This is a genomic window from Bradyrhizobium sp. 33ap4, assembly GCF_032654765.1.
GTDB lineage: Bacteria > Pseudomonadota > Alphaproteobacteria > Rhizobiales > Xanthobacteraceae > Bradyrhizobium > Bradyrhizobium australafricanum.
In genome coordinates this window covers 1-18,392 of sequence record NZ_JAUMTJ010000080.1, presented here as the reverse complement: position 1 = coordinate 18,392, position 18,392 = coordinate 1, and the positions used below count along the sequence as shown (strand labels likewise).

The 18,392-nt window shown below is 61.5% G+C and carries 16 protein-coding genes and 2 pseudogenes; 17 read left to right on the top strand and 1 reads right to left on the bottom strand.

Features of this window, described 5'->3' with window-relative positions; translation table 11 throughout:
* Positions 1-208 precede the first annotated feature (208 nt).
* The 5 genes and pseudogenes from Q2M23_RS38810 (at position 209) to Q2M23_RS38790 (ending at position 4,356) form a co-directional block, all read left to right on the top strand.
* Positions 209-1,126: a DUF2493 domain-containing protein gene (locus Q2M23_RS38810; RefSeq protein ID WP_316398872.1), complete on the top strand. Its 918-nt coding sequence runs from the start codon at positions 209-211 to the stop codon at positions 1,124-1,126.
* The gene (locus tag Q2M23_RS38805) at positions 1,123-1,698 is read left to right on the top strand and encodes a hypothetical protein (protein WP_316398864.1); all 576 of its coding nucleotides are present in this window, start codon (positions 1,123-1,125) and stop codon (positions 1,696-1,698) included. The genes Q2M23_RS38810 and Q2M23_RS38805 overlap by 4 nt, the downstream gene beginning before the upstream one ends.
* 607 nt (positions 1,699-2,305) lie before the next feature.
* Positions 2,306-2,626, top strand: a complete 321-nt coding sequence (locus Q2M23_RS38800) for a DUF736 domain-containing protein (protein ID WP_018458991.1) — start codon at positions 2,306-2,308, stop codon at positions 2,624-2,626.
* An 859-nt stretch (positions 2,627-3,485) separates the two neighbouring features.
* Positions 3,486-3,764, top strand: coding sequence for a helix-turn-helix transcriptional regulator (locus tag Q2M23_RS38795; protein ID WP_081334860.1), 279 nt, complete (start codon positions 3,486-3,488; stop codon positions 3,762-3,764).
* A gap of 3 nt (positions 3,765-3,767) precedes the next feature.
* Positions 3,768-4,356 (top strand): annotated as a pseudogene (locus Q2M23_RS38790) (replication initiator protein A).
* Between the two features lie 404 nt (positions 4,357-4,760).
* Here Q2M23_RS38790 and Q2M23_RS38785 read toward each other — a convergent pair.
* On the bottom strand, positions 4,761-4,967 hold the full coding sequence (locus Q2M23_RS38785; protein ID WP_092090267.1) for a hypothetical protein: 207 nt from the start codon (positions 4,965-4,967) through the stop codon (positions 4,761-4,763).
* Between the two features lie 575 nt (positions 4,968-5,542).
* Here Q2M23_RS38785 and Q2M23_RS38780 point away from each other — a divergent pair.
* The 12 genes and pseudogenes from Q2M23_RS38780 (at position 5,543) to trbJ (ending at position 18,265) form a co-directional block, all read left to right on the top strand.
* Complete coding sequence (locus tag Q2M23_RS38780; protein ID WP_069279424.1) at positions 5,543-6,007, top strand: DUF2840 domain-containing protein; 465 nt, start codon at positions 5,543-5,545, stop codon at positions 6,005-6,007.
* Positions 6,004-6,516, top strand: coding sequence for a S26 family signal peptidase (locus Q2M23_RS38775; RefSeq protein WP_092090266.1), 513 nt, complete (start codon positions 6,004-6,006; stop codon positions 6,514-6,516). The genes Q2M23_RS38780 and Q2M23_RS38775 overlap by 4 nt, the downstream gene beginning before the upstream one ends.
* Entirely contained in the window at positions 6,513-7,403 is an 891-nt protein-coding gene (locus Q2M23_RS38770) for a lytic transglycosylase domain-containing protein (protein ID WP_316398863.1), read from the top strand. Before Q2M23_RS38775 ends, Q2M23_RS38770 begins: the two co-directional genes overlap by 4 nt.
* A gap of 250 nt (positions 7,404-7,653) precedes the next feature.
* Complete coding sequence (locus Q2M23_RS38765) at positions 7,654-9,417, top strand: relaxase/mobilization nuclease domain-containing protein (RefSeq protein ID WP_316398862.1); 1,764 nt, start codon at positions 7,654-7,656, stop codon at positions 9,415-9,417.
* A gap of 35 nt (positions 9,418-9,452) precedes the next feature.
* Positions 9,453-11,441 carry a conjugal transfer protein TraG gene (locus Q2M23_RS38760; RefSeq protein WP_316398861.1) on the top strand — a complete coding sequence of 663 codons (1,989 nt, stop codon included), beginning with the start codon at positions 9,453-9,455 and terminating at the stop codon, positions 11,439-11,441.
* A 6-nt stretch (positions 11,442-11,447) separates the two neighbouring features.
* The gene (locus Q2M23_RS38755) at positions 11,448-11,873 is read left to right on the top strand and encodes a CopG family transcriptional regulator (RefSeq protein WP_316398860.1); all 426 of its coding nucleotides are present in this window, start codon (positions 11,448-11,450) and stop codon (positions 11,871-11,873) included.
* A 135-nt stretch (positions 11,874-12,008) separates the two neighbouring features.
* Positions 12,009-13,343, top strand: a complete 1,335-nt coding sequence (locus Q2M23_RS38750) for an MFS transporter (RefSeq protein ID WP_316398859.1) — start codon at positions 12,009-12,011, stop codon at positions 13,341-13,343.
* 229 nt (positions 13,344-13,572) lie between these two features.
* On the top strand, positions 13,573-14,487 hold the full coding sequence (gene trbB, locus Q2M23_RS38745; RefSeq protein WP_316398858.1) for a P-type conjugative transfer ATPase TrbB: 915 nt from the start codon (positions 13,573-13,575) through the stop codon (positions 14,485-14,487).
* Between the two features lies 1 nt (position 14,488).
* A complete protein-coding gene (locus tag Q2M23_RS38740) occupies positions 14,489-14,815 on the top strand; it encodes a TrbC/VirB2 family protein (protein ID WP_092090260.1) in 327 nt (108 codons plus the stop codon).
* Positions 14,815-15,078: a VirB3 family type IV secretion system protein gene (locus tag Q2M23_RS38735; RefSeq protein ID WP_069279432.1), complete on the top strand. Its 264-nt coding sequence runs from the start codon at positions 14,815-14,817 to the stop codon at positions 15,076-15,078. Before Q2M23_RS38740 ends, Q2M23_RS38735 begins: the two co-directional genes overlap by 1 nt.
* 10 nt (positions 15,079-15,088) lie before the next feature.
* The gene (gene trbE, locus Q2M23_RS38730) at positions 15,089-17,530 is read left to right on the top strand and encodes a conjugal transfer protein TrbE (protein WP_316398857.1); all 2,442 of its coding nucleotides are present in this window, start codon (positions 15,089-15,091) and stop codon (positions 17,528-17,530) included.
* Positions 17,527-18,265: pseudogene (gene trbJ / locus Q2M23_RS38725) on the top strand (P-type conjugative transfer protein TrbJ). The gene trbE and the pseudogene trbJ overlap by 4 nt, the downstream one beginning before the upstream one ends.
* Positions 18,266-18,392 lie beyond the last annotated feature (127 nt).

Below are 18,392 nucleotides of genomic sequence, written 5' to 3'. Positions count from 1 at the left end.
GATCCGATCAGCGCGCTTTGCATCGCGAAGCAAAATAGCCGGCCTCCGCCATCCTCCGCTGCCGCTTCGGCCCTGACGCTTCCGCCTACGCCCTGCCGGGCTTGGGCGGACGAGCCGCCTACGGGTGCCGGCCCGTTCCGCCCGCCGTCTGAGTGATCGCCACGAAGGCCGCGATGGGCGCGGCCAATCCGGCAAAGGACCTCTTCCCATGACCGACCATGACGACATTGAACCGGCACAGTCTCCGACCGACCACGTCCTGAGCGAATTGCAACTCTTCGGCTATCGTCCCTTCGACGACCAGCCAGATCCAAGACCTCTTCCCGAGGGCAAGATGATCGCCGGCGCCGTCATCGATCTGTTTGACGCCTTGGTTGCCACTCTGAGCGATACGCGGCTTGAGCCGGACCTCGACGATCTCCTTTGGTCGACTGTCAACCTGTTTCATCGTGCCGTCGACCGCATCGAACGCCAGCTCGACGACAATGAACAAGCGCAGCACAAGAGCCAGCGAGAGCAGAACGGGTCCGAGGTCCGATCGGTTGAGCTCGAGCGCCTGACCGGTGAGGGCGTCACGCTGATCGAGCGCCGAAATTGCTTCGAACTCTTCCGCGACCAGGCGATCGAACGATTTGAAGTCCACACCGGTTCATCCTGGCGTCCTCGGTCGGGCTCGCTGGTCAACCACCGCACGCTCACCGCAGCGATGATCGACTCCCGCGACTTCATCGCCGCCAAGCGTCGTTCCGAAACCGAGGTCATGTTGCCGAAGGGAGTGAAGATCGCGCTCACCGGCGGGCTCGACTTCAACGACCATCGCCTCATCTGGGATCGCCTCGACAAGGTTCATGCCAAGCATCCTGACATGGTCCTGGTCCATGGCGGCTCGCCCAAAGGGGCCGAACTGATCGCCTCCAAATGGGCGACCACCCGCAAGGTGCCCCAGATCGCTTTCAAGCCCGACTGGACGAAGCACGCCAAGGCGGCACCCTTCAAGCGCAATGACGCCATGCTCGAACTGTTGCCGATCGGCGTCATGCACTTTCCGGGTACAGGGATCCAGGACAATCTCGCCGACAAGGCGAAGCGTTTCGGCATCCCCGTTTGGAGGTTCGGCGGCGCGTGAGCGCCGTCTTCTTGTCTCCTACCATCAAAGCGGAGTTGTGCGCGCCGCAACTCCGCCTCGTTCAGACTTTATATCCGAAGTTGCGCTGTGGTGGTGGTGGAAGGCGCGACTTGCAAACCCATGCAAATGGAGCCGCCACCATGCCCGCCCTTGGGCTTGTTCTCAATGCGCTCGGCATCGGCTTGTTCTGCTGGGCGATGTTCGTGCTGGCAGTGCATGCCTTGCCGTTTTTCGTCGCACTCATTTGCGGGATGATAGCGTTCCACGGTGGCGCCGGCGTCATCGGCGCGCTGCTCGTCGGAAGTGTGGCCGGCGCGCTGACACTTGCCGCCGGTGAGGTCGCCTTCGCCGTTACCCGATCGCTGGCTCTGCGCCTCGTGATTGCGACCATATTCGCCGTTCCAGCTGCCATCGCCGGCTACAATGTGGTGTTCGCCCTGTCCCAGATCGCGGTGCCGTCGCTGGCCTGGCGTGAGGCCTTCGCCTGCTTGGGCGCGTTTTGCATTGGCGGCACGAGGTGGACGCGCTTGACGGTTCTTGCTCGCAGAGGCCCGCCTGTTCGAGCCGGCTAGGCTGGTGGAGCAACCCGTCTCAACCGTTCTTGCGGCCGCCACGCACGAGGGATGATCCTTCGTCAGCGTCCTCGTCGAACGGGTTCGCCTGGATCGGCATATTGAATGTGGGTCAAGGGACCTAGAGCGAGAGGTAATCGCGGCTCTCTTCGGAGCGCTTCGACCAGGCTGGCGATCCCCGCCCGGCCCACGTGGTCGCGGCGGCGCGTGGCGTCGCTATCGATGGTTCTTTCGTGGACGATACCGCCCTTCGCGGCAGATTGTTTCTTTCTCTTCGCTGAATCCTTCCGACATCTTGTGCAGCTCGACCGAGATTCGCCAGTCTTCTCCTTGAGATTGCGGTTCAGCACGCGGACGCACGTGGCCTCCTTGATGGCTTGATCTGGCCGAAGACCGGCTTCGCCTCGATCGTCTGAGCCGCAACGCCGTTGATGCGACTTTCTTCCCCTGGGCTAAAGCCCATTCCTCGCGAGGCAAGAAAGTCGCCACAACGGCGTCCTCCGCTGCGCTCCGGCCCGCGAGGGGTGCGTCGCCGATCGTCTTCGGCCTTTAGATCGCCATCGAGGCCGCGGTGGTCGCGGGCTCGAAACACAACAGGAGAAGTGACATGGCTAACATCGGTTCTTTCAAGAAGGTCGGCAACGATTTCCAGGGCGAGATCGTCACCCTGAGTCTGCAAGCCAGGGGCGTCCGTATCGTCGCCGAGACCAACCGCTCCAACGACAACGCTCCGAGCCACCGCATCTATGTGGGCCGGGCTGAGATCGGCGCCGCCTGGTCGAAGCGCTCCGAAGAGGGCCGCGATTACCTCTCGCTCAAGCTCGACGATCCCTCCTTCAACGCACCGATCTACGCGAACCTGTTCGACGACGAAGGCGGCGAGGGCTACACGCTGCTGTGGTCGCGGCCGCGCAAGAACGGCGAGTGAGTTGAGCCGAGTGCTGCGCCCCGCCACCTGGCGGGGCGCTTCGCAACTGGACTGAGGCGGCTTACGATTGCCAGGCCGCGCGGCGCTCTTGAGCAGGCCCCCGGTTCGATCCCGACGCTTCAGCAATCTGTCCGAGCACGGCAGTGCTTGCTGAGAGATTGCAGTGCTTGGGCGGCTTAAACCCGCTCGCTCCTCCTGCGTAATAAGTAGATCGTCGTATTTCCGACGCGGATTTTCAGCCATGATCTCCTTGAATCCAGCGCTATACGGGAGCTGAGCCGAGCGATCGTTCCTATTGTTGTCGAACGACCCTACCGGCTCCGGCGACGCTATGAGCGCGGCCGATCTTGATCGCAGCGGCCGCATTTCTCGCAAGTTCAGCGTCTCGGCTACGGTTCGATCTTGCGGCCGGGCAGGTGCGTCGCGCCCAATGAGTGGACTGCGGTTCTGCGCGTCGATTCGGTGGAGCACCGCATCTGGTCCAGGGAGCCGCCGGTAGTCGGTTCGTCATACGCAGCCGAGTTGACGTTTGATGGCGACTAACGGGCATATGTAGTCCAGTTACTCTGGCGCACGATGAACGGCCGCGCGAAAAGCTCAAGCTTGGGATCAATCGTCCAAATAGAAGGGGCAAGCGCCCGAGCTCTGCTATCCGCGCGCTCGCCCGCGCAATCGCTGGTGGGCGGCTTCTATCGCAAGCTTCTGTGGCCCGGGCGCGAGGACGAATAGGCCTTCCGTAGGGGTATCGAAAATCACTCCGTCATCTTCGGCATCCCCCTAAGCGCTGCTACTCCGCGATGGTGGCCGTCGACGCGCGGCGAACCTCGTTCGCGCTCCAGACGATCACGGAGCTTTTCAAATGTCCGATCCGAACGCGGGTAAGACGCCGCGTTACCTACGAACGTCCGAAGCCGCGCGCTTTTTGAGTTTGTCCGGCCGCACTTTGGAGAAACATCGAACGTACGGAACTGGCCCGGAATATCACAAGATCGGTGGGCGTGTGGTCTACTCGGTAGCTGACCTGACAGCCTGGGCCGAACTGGGCAAGAAGAAATCGACTTCCGATCCCGGTACCGGCACCGTACTGCCCGCAAAACGGCATGCGCCAATTCCTTATGCAGGTAAAGAGCGGCGCTAAGCAATGTCCGTTAGCAAATCCTCGGCGCACCGCCGCCGTTCAGAGCGCGAGCAGCTTGCCCCGTTTCGCGCCCATCCTACCAATCTCGCGCCGCGCGATGCGCAGGATCTCGTGGCTTATCCTTTCTTCTCACGCGCAAAGACAAATCGCATCGTTCCAATCGATTTCTGTGCCGGCACGATCGTAATTCGCGTCGGTCTCGAGCTGATCCTGCCTGATTGGTTCTATACGGGTGTGGTTGATCACGGGCTCGTGCTGACGATCGGTCGCACCCTATTTCAACCTGACAGGCGGACTCGACCATCGCCTTTACTCGCTCGTGCGCAAGCACAGTGGGCGCCACCACGGCGGCTCGAGCTTCCCGACCTTTGTGGATTTCCATGCCAAGTCCGGCATTCTCTTGGAGCTCAAGCACTTTGCCGACGCCGTATGGCAGATCGTCCAACGCCAGACATTTCCCGGCTATCAGCTTGTGCTCACGCGCAATCCGAACGGTACCGAGCGGTTGAACTTCGTACCGAAGCTTGGTGGTCCCTTCACGGCGTGCCTGCGCATGCGCGGTCTCATTCCAAATTCGGAGAACAATCTGTGAATCAACTCGTGCTATCGAGGACCGCTACCCTCGTGCCCTCGGGAACCCAATCCTCCTGCGGTCGAGGTCCGAAATTGAGCTTAATTGCTTGCTTCTCCGCGCTTTACGACCGCGCTCACTTCACTAACCTACTAACCCCAACTTTTTTTGAACAAGCTGGCCACGCCGGCAGCGATGCCTCTTGCACTTGCTCTCCCACGCGCCACGCTTTCCTGCAATGCAACTCGTTTCTCGAACCTACAGATGCGGTCGCACGTAATACCGCGCGATCACCAAGGTCGGCGTCACCGTATTACATTCCTTGTGTTCCCTTGCGGCAGCTCGCTCGTCGAGGAGAACTCGGCGACATACGTGGTTGGCACCAAAGCCACCACATGCCGGAATCAGGAGAATGGGCGGTCAGGCTAACAAGCGCAATGCTTGATGGCTTCAAGGCGGCCTGCCGATACGTCGCCGACCTTGAGCCCGAACGTGCGCAACGAGTCGCGGATCGCGTTCACCATATCCAGCAGCTTGCAGAGCAGCGCCGTCCGCCCGACCCGCAGCGCCCGCAACGTTTGCACGCTCTCCGGCCTGACGTGGACTGCGCGGAACCAGCCGGTCCGCATCATCTGCGCAATATCTTTGGTGTCGTTCCGGTAGGTCGCGTTCAGCGCCGCCTCGGCATGGCGCGTCTCGATGCAAAGCGCGGGGAGGCGCCTTTGGACGAGCGCCGTGAACAGCCATGCGCTGTACGAGAACGCTTCCAGGTCGACGCGCTTGAGGTGGATTCCTCACTCTGCCAGGACCAGCTCGATTGCGTCAGGGGCCCTCTCAAGTGTCGTCCCCCGGACGAGCTTGCCGTTACCATCCACCACGCAAATGTTCGTCGCCTCCAGCGAGGCGTCAGGACCTGGATAGAAGTCCGCCGTTCGCTTTCTCCGTCGATCGGCGTCGCGCGCCGCGCGTTCCGTTCGCGAATCATTGTGAGGCGTCGTCGCCGCAATGCGGCCGGCGAGGGGGCACAAGTCAGTACCCCGATTACCCGAAAATGCTCCGGATTCCGTGTAGCGGATCAGACCACGACTTGCATGAGAGGTGACTGGCAACGTCACGGCGCCAGTCCTGCTAACCTTCAGGAGCGTCACGCGTGCTTAACGACACTCAAAGCATACGGCTCCCAGCTCGAGCGTCGGGGAGCGGCAGCATGAGCGATCTCACCGAAGTGGAACTGCTGTGGCTCGAAAAGCGAATCGAAAACCGCATTCGGTTCGGTCGTATCGTCGAGGAACGGAAGATTGATCGTCATCGGCGCGTCCTATCATTCGCGCCTGACAGCATCTTTGCATTTGTCCGTTGGACCTCCAACGACTTCGGTACGATCATTTCGCGGATCGACATCTTGCGCTCGGTCGCGCCGGGACAACGCTGCTCGACTGTGCCCTATGTGAAGCCCGGCGGAGAAATTTTGCTGCGGCTCTCCGGCTGGCCAAAGGTCGAACGCGTGCTGCAGATGATCGACGCAGTCGAGGCGCTCAGCATCGATCCCGCCGACGTCGCTCCAGATCACTGGCATCACGTCCACAACCGCCTATCCGTCAATGAAAACCCGCGTCCCTACACGAAAACCCGCCACCAAGCGTGGCTCCATCGCCGGAGAGTGACGCGATGAGACGCCGCATGATGACGTTGACAACGACGTTTGGGGTCGCCGCTGCGCTGGTCGGGACTATCGCTCTGGAGCCGCTTCCCCTCTACATCTGGAATGCATCGACGAGCGTGCCAACCGGTCTTTATCGTTTACGACCGGCAACGGGCTTCCAGGTTACCGAACTGGTCGCCGTTCAGCCGCCAGAGCCGCTTGCGACCTTCCTCGACCTTAACGGCTATCTGCCCATCGGCGTCCCAATGCTTAAACGGGTGCTCGCGCTGCCCGGACAGACTGTCTGCAGATCCGGCCTCACGATTTCGGTTGATGACATTACAGTCGGCGAGGCCCGCGATCGCGACGGACGCGGCCGGCCGCTGCCGAAATGGCAGGGCTGTCGCGTCGTCGGCAAAGACGAACTCTTTCTGATGAACTGGCAGTCCAGCGACTCCCTGGACGGTCGATATTTTGGATTTATCCCGGCTTCCGCCGTAATCGGACGTGCGTTCCCAGTCTGGATGCGGGAGGAATGAGCGTGCGTGTTCCACGTGTTCACCTCGCCGCCATTCCTTTGTTCGGTCCATTGCGGGACCATTCCCCCGTTCCGATCGACATCAAGGTCGACGCGCGCAGGGGTGGTCAAGGCCGGCCGAGCGGCCGGCACGAAGCAGCTTTACCCTGGACGGGCGCGAGCACGGTGGCCTGCTTGGCTCGATCCGTCGCGCGTGTGGTGCCCCTGGTGCTCCTTCTGACCGCATCGGGCAATGCTGCTTCAGCTGAGGACGGGCCGATCGCATTTCCGGCGATCCGTCAGGGCACACACCCGTTCGCGGGCTTCATCGACGAAGCCGCACAACGCTTTGCGATCCCGTCAGCATGGATACGTTCGGTGCTGAGCGTCGAAAGCGCGGGAGACGTGCATGCCAGATCGCCCAAGGGCGCAATTGGCCTGATGCAAATCATGCCGGCGACCTGGGGGGAATTTCGCAAGCGCTATAGTCTAGGCAGCAATCCTTACGATCCACACGACAACATTCTGGCTGGGGCTGCGTATCTGCGTGAATTGCTCGATCGCTATGGCTCGCCCGGTATGTTTGCGGCGTACAACGCGGGACCATCTCGCTATGAAGCGCTTCTTGCGGGCGACGCTTTGCCAGCCGAGACGCAAGCGTATGTGGCAAAGCTTGCAACTCTGCTTGGCATCGAATTGCCTGCGGCGAGGACCGCCGGCAGGCGTCCATCGACGGCTGAAACGTTGTTCGTCGCATGGGTTGATCTGACGAGAATGCGCGATCGATCGGCAGAGCTCATGCCTTCGAGCGGCGCCAAGGCTGCAATCTCGGTGCACGATGTCTCGCCCATGGTCCCCCGGCCTATTGGTGTGTTCGTCCCTGGGTCGAAGGCGGGAGGATCGCAATGACCATATCGGCAGGTTCGCAAGCCATGGCGTGCAACAGCGAGCAATTGGCGAAAGAGCGAGGAGAGCGCACAAGCACGACAGCTGGACGGCGAGATAAAAGGGCCTCGCCGGCCGAACCGCAAGCCATTGACATGGCTTGGGTTCCGGCGTGCCGGTCGGTCGGGGCGCGTGCCGCGCCTTGCATTTTGACGAATGCAATCAAAGGCGTTTTCGGCACTGTAGGCGCTTTTGATCGTTGGGAGGCCCTTCCGTGAGCGTGCGCGACAGTGACCTGCGCATTCGGCCTGGGCGCATCCGCAGTACCCGTGCGCCGAAGCAAAAGAGCTTCATCAACCAGGTGCTACGTGCCGCGAAGAAAGCCGGTCACAGCTCGGGGCAGGCTGCGGCTGGCAGACGCTCCGTGGCCTATGGGCGCTCGACGTTTGGCCGCGGCCGGCTCGCCTTTAGTCGCGCTAGATTGTTCAGCCCGACCCGGCGCGTCGTGGTGAAGGCGCGCGTGGTTCGTCACAAAGGGCGTGCCTTCCGTTCGGCGCCACTGACCGCCCATCTCTCTTATCTGAAACGCGACGGTGCGACCCGGAGCGGTGAGCGGGCCGAGATGTTTGATGCCGGCAGCGATCGTGCTGACGGCGCGGCTTTCGCAGAACGGTGCAAGGACGACCGCCATCATTTCAGGTTCATCGTCTCGCCAGAGGATGCCGGCGATATGACCGACCTGAAGGCCTTTGCCCGCGATCTCGCCAGGCAGATGGAGACCGATCTCGGCACGCGGCTCGACTGGGTGGCCGTCGACCATTGGAATACTGAAAACCCTCACGTCCATCTTCTCGTTCGGGGCGTAGATGAGGAAGGGGTGGACCTCGTGATCTCCCGCGACTACATCAGCCAGGGCCTGCGCTCACGCGCCGAGGAACTGGTCGCCATCGAACTGGGGCCAAAACCGGAGCACGAGGTCCGCAACTCGCTGGAGAGGGAAGTCACGGCGGAACGATGGACGCGGCTCGACCGGGAGATCCGGCTGGCAGCCGATGAGACCGGCACTATCGATCTTCGCCCAGAGAATCCCGGCAAGTCCGATCGCGAGATCCGGCGCCTGATGGTCGGTCGCCTTCAACACCTGCAGAAGATGGGGCTTGCCGCCTCCGCCGCACCAGGGGAATGGATGGTCGGCCTCGAGGCCGAGCGTACCTTGCGCGACCTCGGCATGCGCGGCGACATCATCAAGACCATGCACCGCGTTTTCACCGAGCGTGGGGAAGCGCGTGGCGTTGCCGACTACGTCATCGAAAGCGGACAGCCGACGTCCCAGATTATCGGACAGCTGGTTGACCGTGGATTGCACGACGAACTGACTGGCGAGGCCTATGCCCTGATCGACGGAACAGACGGGCGCGCGCACCACGTGCGCTTCCGGGGGCTCGAGGCTTTCGACCACGCACCGCCGGTCGGCGGCATCGTCGAAGTCCGACGCTTCGGTCAAGCCGGCGATCCCCATCCCACCGTGGTGCTCGCGACCCGTTCTGATCTCGGTCTTGGTGAGCAGGTCACCGCGAAGGGGGCAACCTGGCTCGACCACCGGCTGGTCGAGCGTGACCCCATGCCGCTCGCCATGGGAGGATTCGGCCGCGAGACCCGTGACGCCATGGAAGCCCGTACCGAGCATTTGATCCAGGAGGGCCTGGCGCGGCGGCAGGGCCAACGCATCATCCTGCAGCGCGACCTCCTGAACACGCTGCGCCGACGCGAACTGGACGAGGTAGCAGCAAAGGTCTCGGCCGACGCCGGCCTGCCTCATGTGAAGGCCTCGTCCGGGGAGCATGTGGCAGGCACGTATCGCCAGCGGCTGACGCTCACCTCGGGACGTTTCGCCATGATCGATAATGGGCTCGGCTTCCAGCTCGTGCCCTGGTCGCGCGACCTCGAAAAGAGGCTCGGCCAACACGTCACCGGCGTCGTGAAGGACGGCGGTGGCATCGAGTGGGGCTTTGGTCGGAAGCGCGACCTCGGCCTCTAGCAATCTCTCCAATCAGTTACGGAAGGGCGTTCGGGATGTCCGGAACCAAGATTCTCTGGGGGCAAGTGATCGTTGTCGGCCTGATCGTTTTGCTGGCCATCTGGGGAGCAACTGAGTGGACGGCTTGGCGGCTCGCCTGGCAACCGGAGCTTGGGCGCCCCTGGTTCGAACTGTCAGGCTTCAAGATCTATTATCCGCCAGTCTTCTTCTGGTGGTGGTTCGTCTACGATGCGTATGCGCCGCAGGTCTTCGTTGAGGGTGCGTTCATCGCGGCGTCGGGAACCTTCATTTCGATCGCGGCAGCGATCGGTATGTCAGTCTGGCGCGCGCGTGAAGCCAAGAACGTCGAGACCTATGGTTCGGCGCGCTGGGCTGGTCTGGAGGAGGTTCGAGCGGCCGGACTTCTTGGTCCGGATGGTGTGGTGCTGGGCAAGCTCGACCGCGACTACCTCCGCCATGACGGACCGGAGCACGTCTTGTGCTTTGCACCAACCCGCTCCGGCAAGGGCGTCGGTCTTGTCGTTCCTTCGTTGCTGGTCTGGCCCGGCTCGGCCATCGTTCACGACATCAAGGGCGAGAACTGGCAACTGACCGCGGGCTTCCGCTCGCGGCATGGACGCGTCCTGTTGTTCGATCCGACCAACCCAAAGTCCTCAGCTTACAATCCGCTTCTCGAAGTGAGGCGCGGTGAATGGGAGGTTCGCGACGTCCAGAACGTGGCCGATGTTCTGGTCGACCCCGAAGGCTCGCTCGATAAGCGCAACCATTGGGAGAAGACCAGTCATTCGCTCCTGGTCGGTGCCATCCTCCACGTCCTTTACGCCGAGGCGGACAAGACCTTAGCTGGCGTCGCCGTCTTTCTGTCCGACCCGAAGCGGCCGATCGAGGCGACGCTGAAAACGATGATGACCACTGCGCATCTTGGCGAGCAGGGGGCCCATCCTGTGGTCGCTTCGACCGCCCGCGAGCTCCTCAACAAATCCGAGAACGAGCGATCCGGCGTCCTGTCTACCGCGATGTCATTCCTCGGGCTCTACCGCGATCCCGTAGTGGCCCGGGTGACGTGCCGGTGCGATTGGCGGATCGCCGACCTGATCGCCGATCAGAATCCGACGACGCTCTACCTCGTGGTGCCGCCGTCTGACATCTCGCGGACCAAGCCGTTGATCCGCCTGGTGCTGAACCAGATTGGCCGGCGCCTGACCGAGGATCTGCACGCCCGCGACCGACGGCATCGCGTTCTGATGATGCTCGACGAGTTCCCCGCACTCGGGCGCCTCGATTTTTTCGAGTCCGCGCTTGCCTTCATGGCGGGGTACGGCATCAAGAGTTTCTTGATCGCGCAATCGCTCAATCAGATCGAGAAGGCCTACGGGCCAAACAACGCCATCCTCGACAATTGCCACGTCCGAGTCAGCTTCGCGACCAATGACGAGCGGACAGCGAAGCGTGTGTCCGACGCGCTCGGTACGGCGACCGAAATGAGAGCGATGAAGAACTATGCCGGTCATAGGTTGAACCCATGGCTGGGGCACCTGATGGTCTCCCGCCAGGAGACAGCAAGGCCGCTCTTGACCCCGGGGGAAATCATGCAACTTCCGCCGATGGACGAGATCGTCATGGTGGCGGGTACGCCGCCGATCCGGGCGAAGAAGGTCCGCTACTACGAGGATCGGCGGTTCACCGAGCGGGTTTTGCCGCCGCCTGATCCGGCGACGGCCGGCCGATCATTGCGAACAGACGGATGGTCAGCGCTCGGATCGCTGAAGGCGACGGCAGGTCCAACTGACAAAGCTGCGGAAGCCGAGGAAGACACGGCGAACAGCGGACTCCGTCGTGAGCCCGAACTCCCCGATCACGTCGCGATCGCCAAGGAGTCGACCGAACCGACACCAGCAGAGGAATTTGCTGTCGTTCTAGACGATGACGAGGATGCGGTCCGTCAATCCCGGCTCATACGCCAACAGATGCGCGGTGTCGCCCGTCAAGTCGCCCTGGACCCGAATGACGGTATGGAGCTCTGAGGCAATATGCGCGACCGGATGAACGTCTACTTCCCACCAGAGCTGCTGAAACAGATCTCGGAGCTCGCCGATCGCAAGAAGCTTTCCCGGTCTGCGATTGTGGAAGCGGCGGTTGCTTCGTTTCTGTCGCCGGACGGAGCGGACAGGCGGGAGGCGGCGTTTACCCGCCGCCTGGATCGGCTTTCCCGCCAGATGCAGCGGCTGGAACGTGACGTCGGGTTGACCGCCGAGACCTTGGCCCTGTTCATCCGTTTCTGGCTGACCATCACGCCGCCGCTACCCAACGATGCGCAGGCTGCAGCGCAGGCAAAGGGCCGGGAACGGTTTGAGGGATTTGTCGAGGCACTCGGGCGCCGCTTACAAAAGGGGCAAAGCTTTCTGCGCGAGATTCCAGAAGATATCGGCCGTCAGGAACCGGCCGAAGAAACCTGATCGAACCATGTAGATAAACTATTTCGCCAGTCCTTCTTTTTCTACGCCAGCCCACGATCGCAGCAATTTAGAAAAGCCCATGAAAAGCTGGACGCGCTATCGGCTCGAATGAGCTGAGGAGCAAGAAGGGCCAGCATGCAAATTTCAGTGGCATGGCGTCTCACTGGGCGCGTATTTTTCCCGTTCGCTGCTGGATACTATCTTTCGTATCTGTTTCGGACGATCAACGCCTTAATTGCCAGTCGTCTCAGTTCGGATACCGGGCTTGGGACGGCCGACCTCGGGTTGCTTACGTCGGTCTATTTCCTTGTTCTCGCGGCGGTCCAGATCCCAGTTGGCATTTTGCTGGACCGCTTTGGTCCGCGTCGCGTCCAGAGTGCGCTGCTCTTGCTTGCAGCAATGGGCGCTGGACTGTTCGCGGTATCCACGGGTTTCCTGTCATTCTTGATCGCACGCGCGATGATCGGGCTGGGCGTGGCAGCGGCTTTGACGGCGGGCCTGAAATCCATAATCCTTTGGTTCCCCAGAGAACGATCTGCCCTGCTTAATAGCTACATGGTGATGCTCGGATCACTGGGGGCGGTAACCGCCACGGCTCCCGCCGAGCATCTACTCACCTTGATGGGCTGGCGGCAACTCTTTGAGGTCCTGGCGGCCGCTACCGGTGCGACGGCCATGCTCATCTATGTCGTGGTCCCCGAGCGAGCTGTTGTCCCTTCGACCCCGTCAATGTCCGCCAACCTTAGCGTGGTTCTCGGCGATAAACGTTTCTGGCGTATTGCCCCGCTGTCGGCGGCGTGCGTTGGTTCGGCGTGGTCTCTACAGGGATTGTGGGCCTCACCATGGCTGATGGACGTAGAAGGTCTCGATCGTGCGAGCCTCGTAGGACAGCTGTTCATAATGTCGATTGTACTTAGTGGCGGAGCCTGGCTATTCGGTACGATTGTTCATTACATTAAACGAAGAGGTCTCGGGGCCGAGACAATATTAGCGGCGGTCGCAATACTGTTTATCACAGCGGAGCTAACCTTGGTTCTGCGCGTGCCTTTGCCGTCCATCTTGCCCTGGTCAGTTCTCGCGATAGTCGGAACGGCAACCGTGGTCAGCTTCGCGGTGATAGCGGATTACTATCCGCCGGAACTTGCCGGTCGCGCTAATGGGGCCTTGAACGTCTTGCATTTTGGCTGGGCATTTCTGGCCCAATATGCGACGGGTCTGGTCCTGGAACAATGGTCCATAAATGATGGCCATAGGACCGTCCAAGCTTATCAAGTTGCGTTCGGTCTCAACGTAGCACTGCAAATCGCAGCGTTGGCTTGGTTCGCGCTGCCCTGGCGCCGATCTTTTGTTTCATGGATGAGATCAATTCCTTTCTTCATGCCAGCTATTGTTTCCACCGCTGTCGACTCAGCTGGCTTGTACGAGAACTCGGTCATCCTCCTGCCCGCAGATGACGACGCGGAGTGGTGAGCAGCAACTCGCGGCGAAGCGATACGATTGAGTAGACCTAAAAGTTCAGTTCTCAGTCTATCTTTTTCTACGCCAGTCTACGATTACCGAAAGCGCTTGTTGCGCCAAGTCCATCGGTGCCTTTTCTAATCATCCCCATCTGAGGGCCCTCTTTGGAGGCCTCATTCGGTGGGGGCGAACGGTGGCAATCCATTCCATTCAATCGGAAGCGAGTTCGCGTGGTGCGCGAATGCTGCGCAGCGCGCTTGGGTCCGCGGTTGCCGGCTACCTCGAAGACGAAGCGATCATCGAGGTAATGCTCAATCCGGATGGGCGGCTGTGGATCGACCGGTTGTCGAGTGGCCTGATTGACACTGGCGAGATGCTGTCGCCGGCAGACGGGGAGCGCATCGTGCGCCTGGTGGCGCATCACGTAGGTGCGGAGGTGCATTCCGGTTCGCCGCGAGTTTCGGCCGAACTGCCTGGGACCGGAGAACGTTTCGAGGGTCTTTTGCCTCCGGTCGTGGCAGCTCCGGCCTTTGCTATCCGCAAGCCCGCCGTCGCGGTGTTTACGCTCGACGACTACGTCGCCAAGGAGATCATGACCTCGGAGCAGGCCAAGTTCCTGAGGAGCGCGGTCGCCGCACGGAAGAACATTCTCGTCGCGGGCGGGACGTCGACCGGCAAGACAACGTTGACGAATGCCCTACTGGCCGAGGTGGCAAAGAGCTCCGATCGGGTCGTTCTGATTGAAGACACGCGCGAACTGCAATGCAAGGCGCCCAATCTGGTGGCGCTGCGGACCAAAGATGGCGTGGCGACCATGTCAGATCTTGTGCGCTCCTCGCTGCGACTGCGTCCTGATCGTATCCCGGTTGGCGAGGTCCGCGGTGCCGAAGCACTCGATCTGCTCAAGGCCTGGGGCACCGGACATCCCGGTGGCATCGGCACTATTCATGCGGGCACCGCACTCGGTGCGCTGCGGCGGCTTGAGCAGCTCATCCAGGAAGCCGTCATCACGGTTCCGCGTGCGCTGATTGCAGAGACGATCAACCTCGTTGCCGTGCTCGCGGGGCGCGGTGCTGACCGTCGGCTCGCCGAGCTCGCCGTCGTAACCGGGCTTGGTGCCGCCGGCGACTACAACATTTCATCAGCAGGAGACTGACATGCGTCAGCAATTTCGAGCTCTTCGAGACGCCGCTCTACTCGCCGCCTCCGGCATGGTTCTTTTGGCGTCGGCGCCGGCATGGGCTGCCGGTTCGAACATGCCGTGGGAGCAGCCGCTCAATCAGATCCTGCAGTCGGTGGAAGGACCGGTCGCCAAGATCATCGCCGTCATCATCATCGTTGTGACCGGACTCACGCTCGCGTTTGGGGATTCGTCAGGTGGTTTCCGCAGGCTGATCCAGATCGTGTTCGGTCTGTCGATCGCGTTTGCCGCCTCGAGTTTCTTCCTGTCGTTCTTCTCCTTCGGCGGCGGCGTGGTGATCTGATGGACGATCAGGTTGCAGGTTTTGTCGTGCCTGTTCACCGCGCGCTCACTGAGCCAATCCTGATGGGCGGCGCGCCGCGATCGGTCGCGATCGTCAACGGCACGCTTGCGGCAGCCCTTGGACTCGGACTGCGGCTCTGGATCGCGGGTCTTGTCCTCTGGTTAATCGGGCACATGGCTGCCGTGTGGGCCGCCAAGCGTGATCCCGCTTTTGTCGATGTGGTGCGCCGACATCTGCGCATTCCCAGCCATCTCAACACTTGAGCGCCCGGTTATGATGAATCTTGCCGAATATCGCCGTTCCGACGCTCGCCTTGCCGACTTCCTGCCTTGGGCAGCGCTAGCCGACGAGGGGATCATCCTGAACAAGGACGGTTCGTTCCAACGGACGGCGAAATTCCGCGGCCCCGATCTCGACAGCGCGGTGCCGGCCGAACTTGTCGCCGTCGCCGGCCGTTTGAACAATGCCTTGCGTCGCCTGGGATCGGGCTGGGCCGTATTCGTGGAGGCGCAGCGCCATTTTGCGGGGGCATACCCACCGAACACTTTTCCGGATGTCGCGTCTGCGCTGGTCGACGCCGAGCGCAGGGCACAATTCGAGGAGGCGGGTGCGCACTACGAGTCCAGCTATTTCCTGACCTTCCTCTATCTGCCGCCAGAGGAGGGAGCGGCCAGGGCGGAGCGACTGCTCTATGAGGGGCGCGATCGGACCGTTGGGGGCGACGCTCGCGAGATGCTCCGCGGGTTTGTCGATCAAACCAACCGCGTGCTTCAGCTCGTTGAAGGGTTCATGCCGGAATGCGCTTGGCTCGATGATCAGGACACGCTGACCTACCTGCACTCGACGATTTCGACCAAGCGTCATCGCGTTCGCGTGCCCGAAATTCCCATGTACATCGATGCGCTGTTGGCGGACCAGCCGCTGACCGGTGGGCTTGAGCCGATGTTGGGGGCAGCCAATATTCGGGTTCTGACGATTGTCGGCTTTCCGGGCGCGACGACCCCGGGAATCCTGGACGACCTGAATCGTCTGGCATTCTCATATCGCTGGTCGACGCGCGCGATCATGCTCGACAAGAGCGACGCCACCAAGCTTCTGACCAGGATTCGTCGCCAGTGGTTCGCCAAGCGAAAGTCCATCGGCACCATCCTTAAGGAGGTCATGACCAACGAGCCGTCGACGCTGCTCGATACCGACGCTCACAACAAGGCGATCGACGCCGACGCGGCGTTGCAGGAACTGGGGTCGGATCAGATCGGACAAGCCTTTGTCACAGCAACCATTACGGTCTGGGACCGCGATCCCAATGCTGCCGACGAAAAGCTGCGGCTGGTCGAGAAAGTCATTCAGGGCCGCGATTTCACCTGCATGATCGAGACGGTGAACGCCGTCGAAGCCTGGCTCGGCAGTCTGCCGGGGCATGTCTATGCGAACGTGCGGCAGCCACCTGTATCGACCCTCAACCTCGCTCACATGATTCCGATGTCGGCTGTGTGGGCGGGCGAGGCGAGGGATCTGCACTTCAAGGGTCCGCCGCTTTTGTTCGGCAAGACCGAGGGATCAACGCCGTTCCGATTCTCGCTCCACGTCGGCGACGTCGGTCATACCCTTGTGGTGGGGCCGACAGGCGCTGGCAAGTCAGTGCTGCTCGCGCTGATGGCGCTGCAGTTCCGCCGTTACCCGAACTCTCAAATCTTTGCGTTCGATTTCGGTAGTTCGATTCGCGCGGCCGCCCTCGCCATGGGCGGTGATTGGCATGATCTCGGCGGCGCATTGTCTGACGGAAGTGAACAACCCGTCGCCCTGCAGCCGCTGGCCTGGATTGATGATCCTTCCGAGCGCGGATGGGCGACGGAATGGATCGGCGCGATCCTGGCACGGGAAAAGGTCGAGATCACCCCGGAGGTCAAGGATCACCTGTGGTCGGCGCTGACATCTCTCGCTTCGGCGCCGAGGGAGGAGCGCACCATGACGGGCCTGTCGGTCCTGCTCCAATCGAACTCTTTGAAACGTGCCCTGCAACCTTATTGTCTGGGTGGTCCCTCCGGTCGCCTGCTTGATGCCGAATTCGAGCGCCTTGGCGAAGCCTCGGTCCAGGCGTTTGAGACCGAAGGTTTGATCGGAACGACTGCAGCGCCGTCTGTGCTGGCGTACCTCTTCCATCGTATTGGTGATCGTCTCGATGGCCGGCCGACACTCCTGATTGTCGATGAAGGTTGGCTTGCCCTCGACGACGAGGACTTTGCCGGCCAACTTCGCGAATGGCTGAAGACGCTCCGGAAGAAGAACGCGTCCGTCGTCTTCGCCACCCAGTCGCTCTCGGACATCGATGGTTCCGCGATCGCGCCGGCGATCATCGAAAGCTGCCCAACGCGCCTGTTGCTGCCGAATGAACGGGCGATCGAGCCGCAGATCACCGCCATCTATCGCCGCTTCGGCCTCAATGACCGCCAGATCGAGCTTCTGAGCCGGGCAACGCCAAAGCGCGACTACTATTGCCAGTCGCGTCGGGGCAACCGGATGTTCGAACTCGGTCTTGGGGAGGTTGCGCTCGCCTTCACCGCAGCCTCTTCCAAGACAGACCAGGCTGCCATCGCGCAGCTCATCGCCGAACATGGACCCGACGGCTTCGTGCCGGCCTGGCTCCAGCACCGTGGCGTCGCATGGGCGACAGATCTGATCCCCAATCTCATCAATCTGGAGAAATCGCTATGAGACCTCTTGGCCTATTGGCAGCCGCTGGCACCTTTGCGGTGGTACTTGGCGCCTCGGTACCCGCACGGGCACTGATCGTCTTTGATCCCAGCAACTACGTTCAGAACGTCCTGACGGCCGCGCGGGAGCTCCAGCAGATCAATAATCAGATCACCTCGTTGCAGAACGAGGCGCAGGTGCTGATCAATCAGGCCAGGAATCTGGCAAACCTGCCTTATTCTAAGTCGGGAGGCCAAGCGGTCTTAGGAAGACAACTATAACACTCAACTCCTTGGCTCACAGAACGACATGGCTACGATCCGACTTGTCCAGCAGATCGATCGCGCGTTCTCAACGAGTTACGCGCCGGCCACTGGCAGCCAGTCGAGCCAGGTGTTGGTCACCAACGCTCAATCGCGGTGGCAGAATACTTACGCGGCAACGCAAGACGCGCTTCGTGTCCAGGCGGGCATCGTTGGCAACCTCGACACCAACCGTATTCAGACGTCAGCGCTCGTCACATCAAGTCAAGGCGCCAGCGGCGCTCTGCAGGCAACTCAGGCCGGCAACCAGATCCTCGCGCTTCAAGCGCAACAACTTGCCGATCTCACGGCGGCCGCTGCGGCGCAGGGCAGGGCGCAAAGCCTGGAAGCGGCTCAGCGCGCCTCGGCTCAGGATCAGGGGCGAGAACAACTCAGGCGCTTCCTGACGCCAGGACAGGGCTATCAATCCTCCACTGTGCAGATGTTCCACTGATGACCGACGTAAAGGCATTCAAGGCGCTGTCGCTGCTTACGACAATCGGCCTAGTAGCTCGTCACAGTGATTTTGACTCTTTGGGTATGCCTGGATAGGCGCGCCCCAGTTTGGTGCGAGCTTTGTC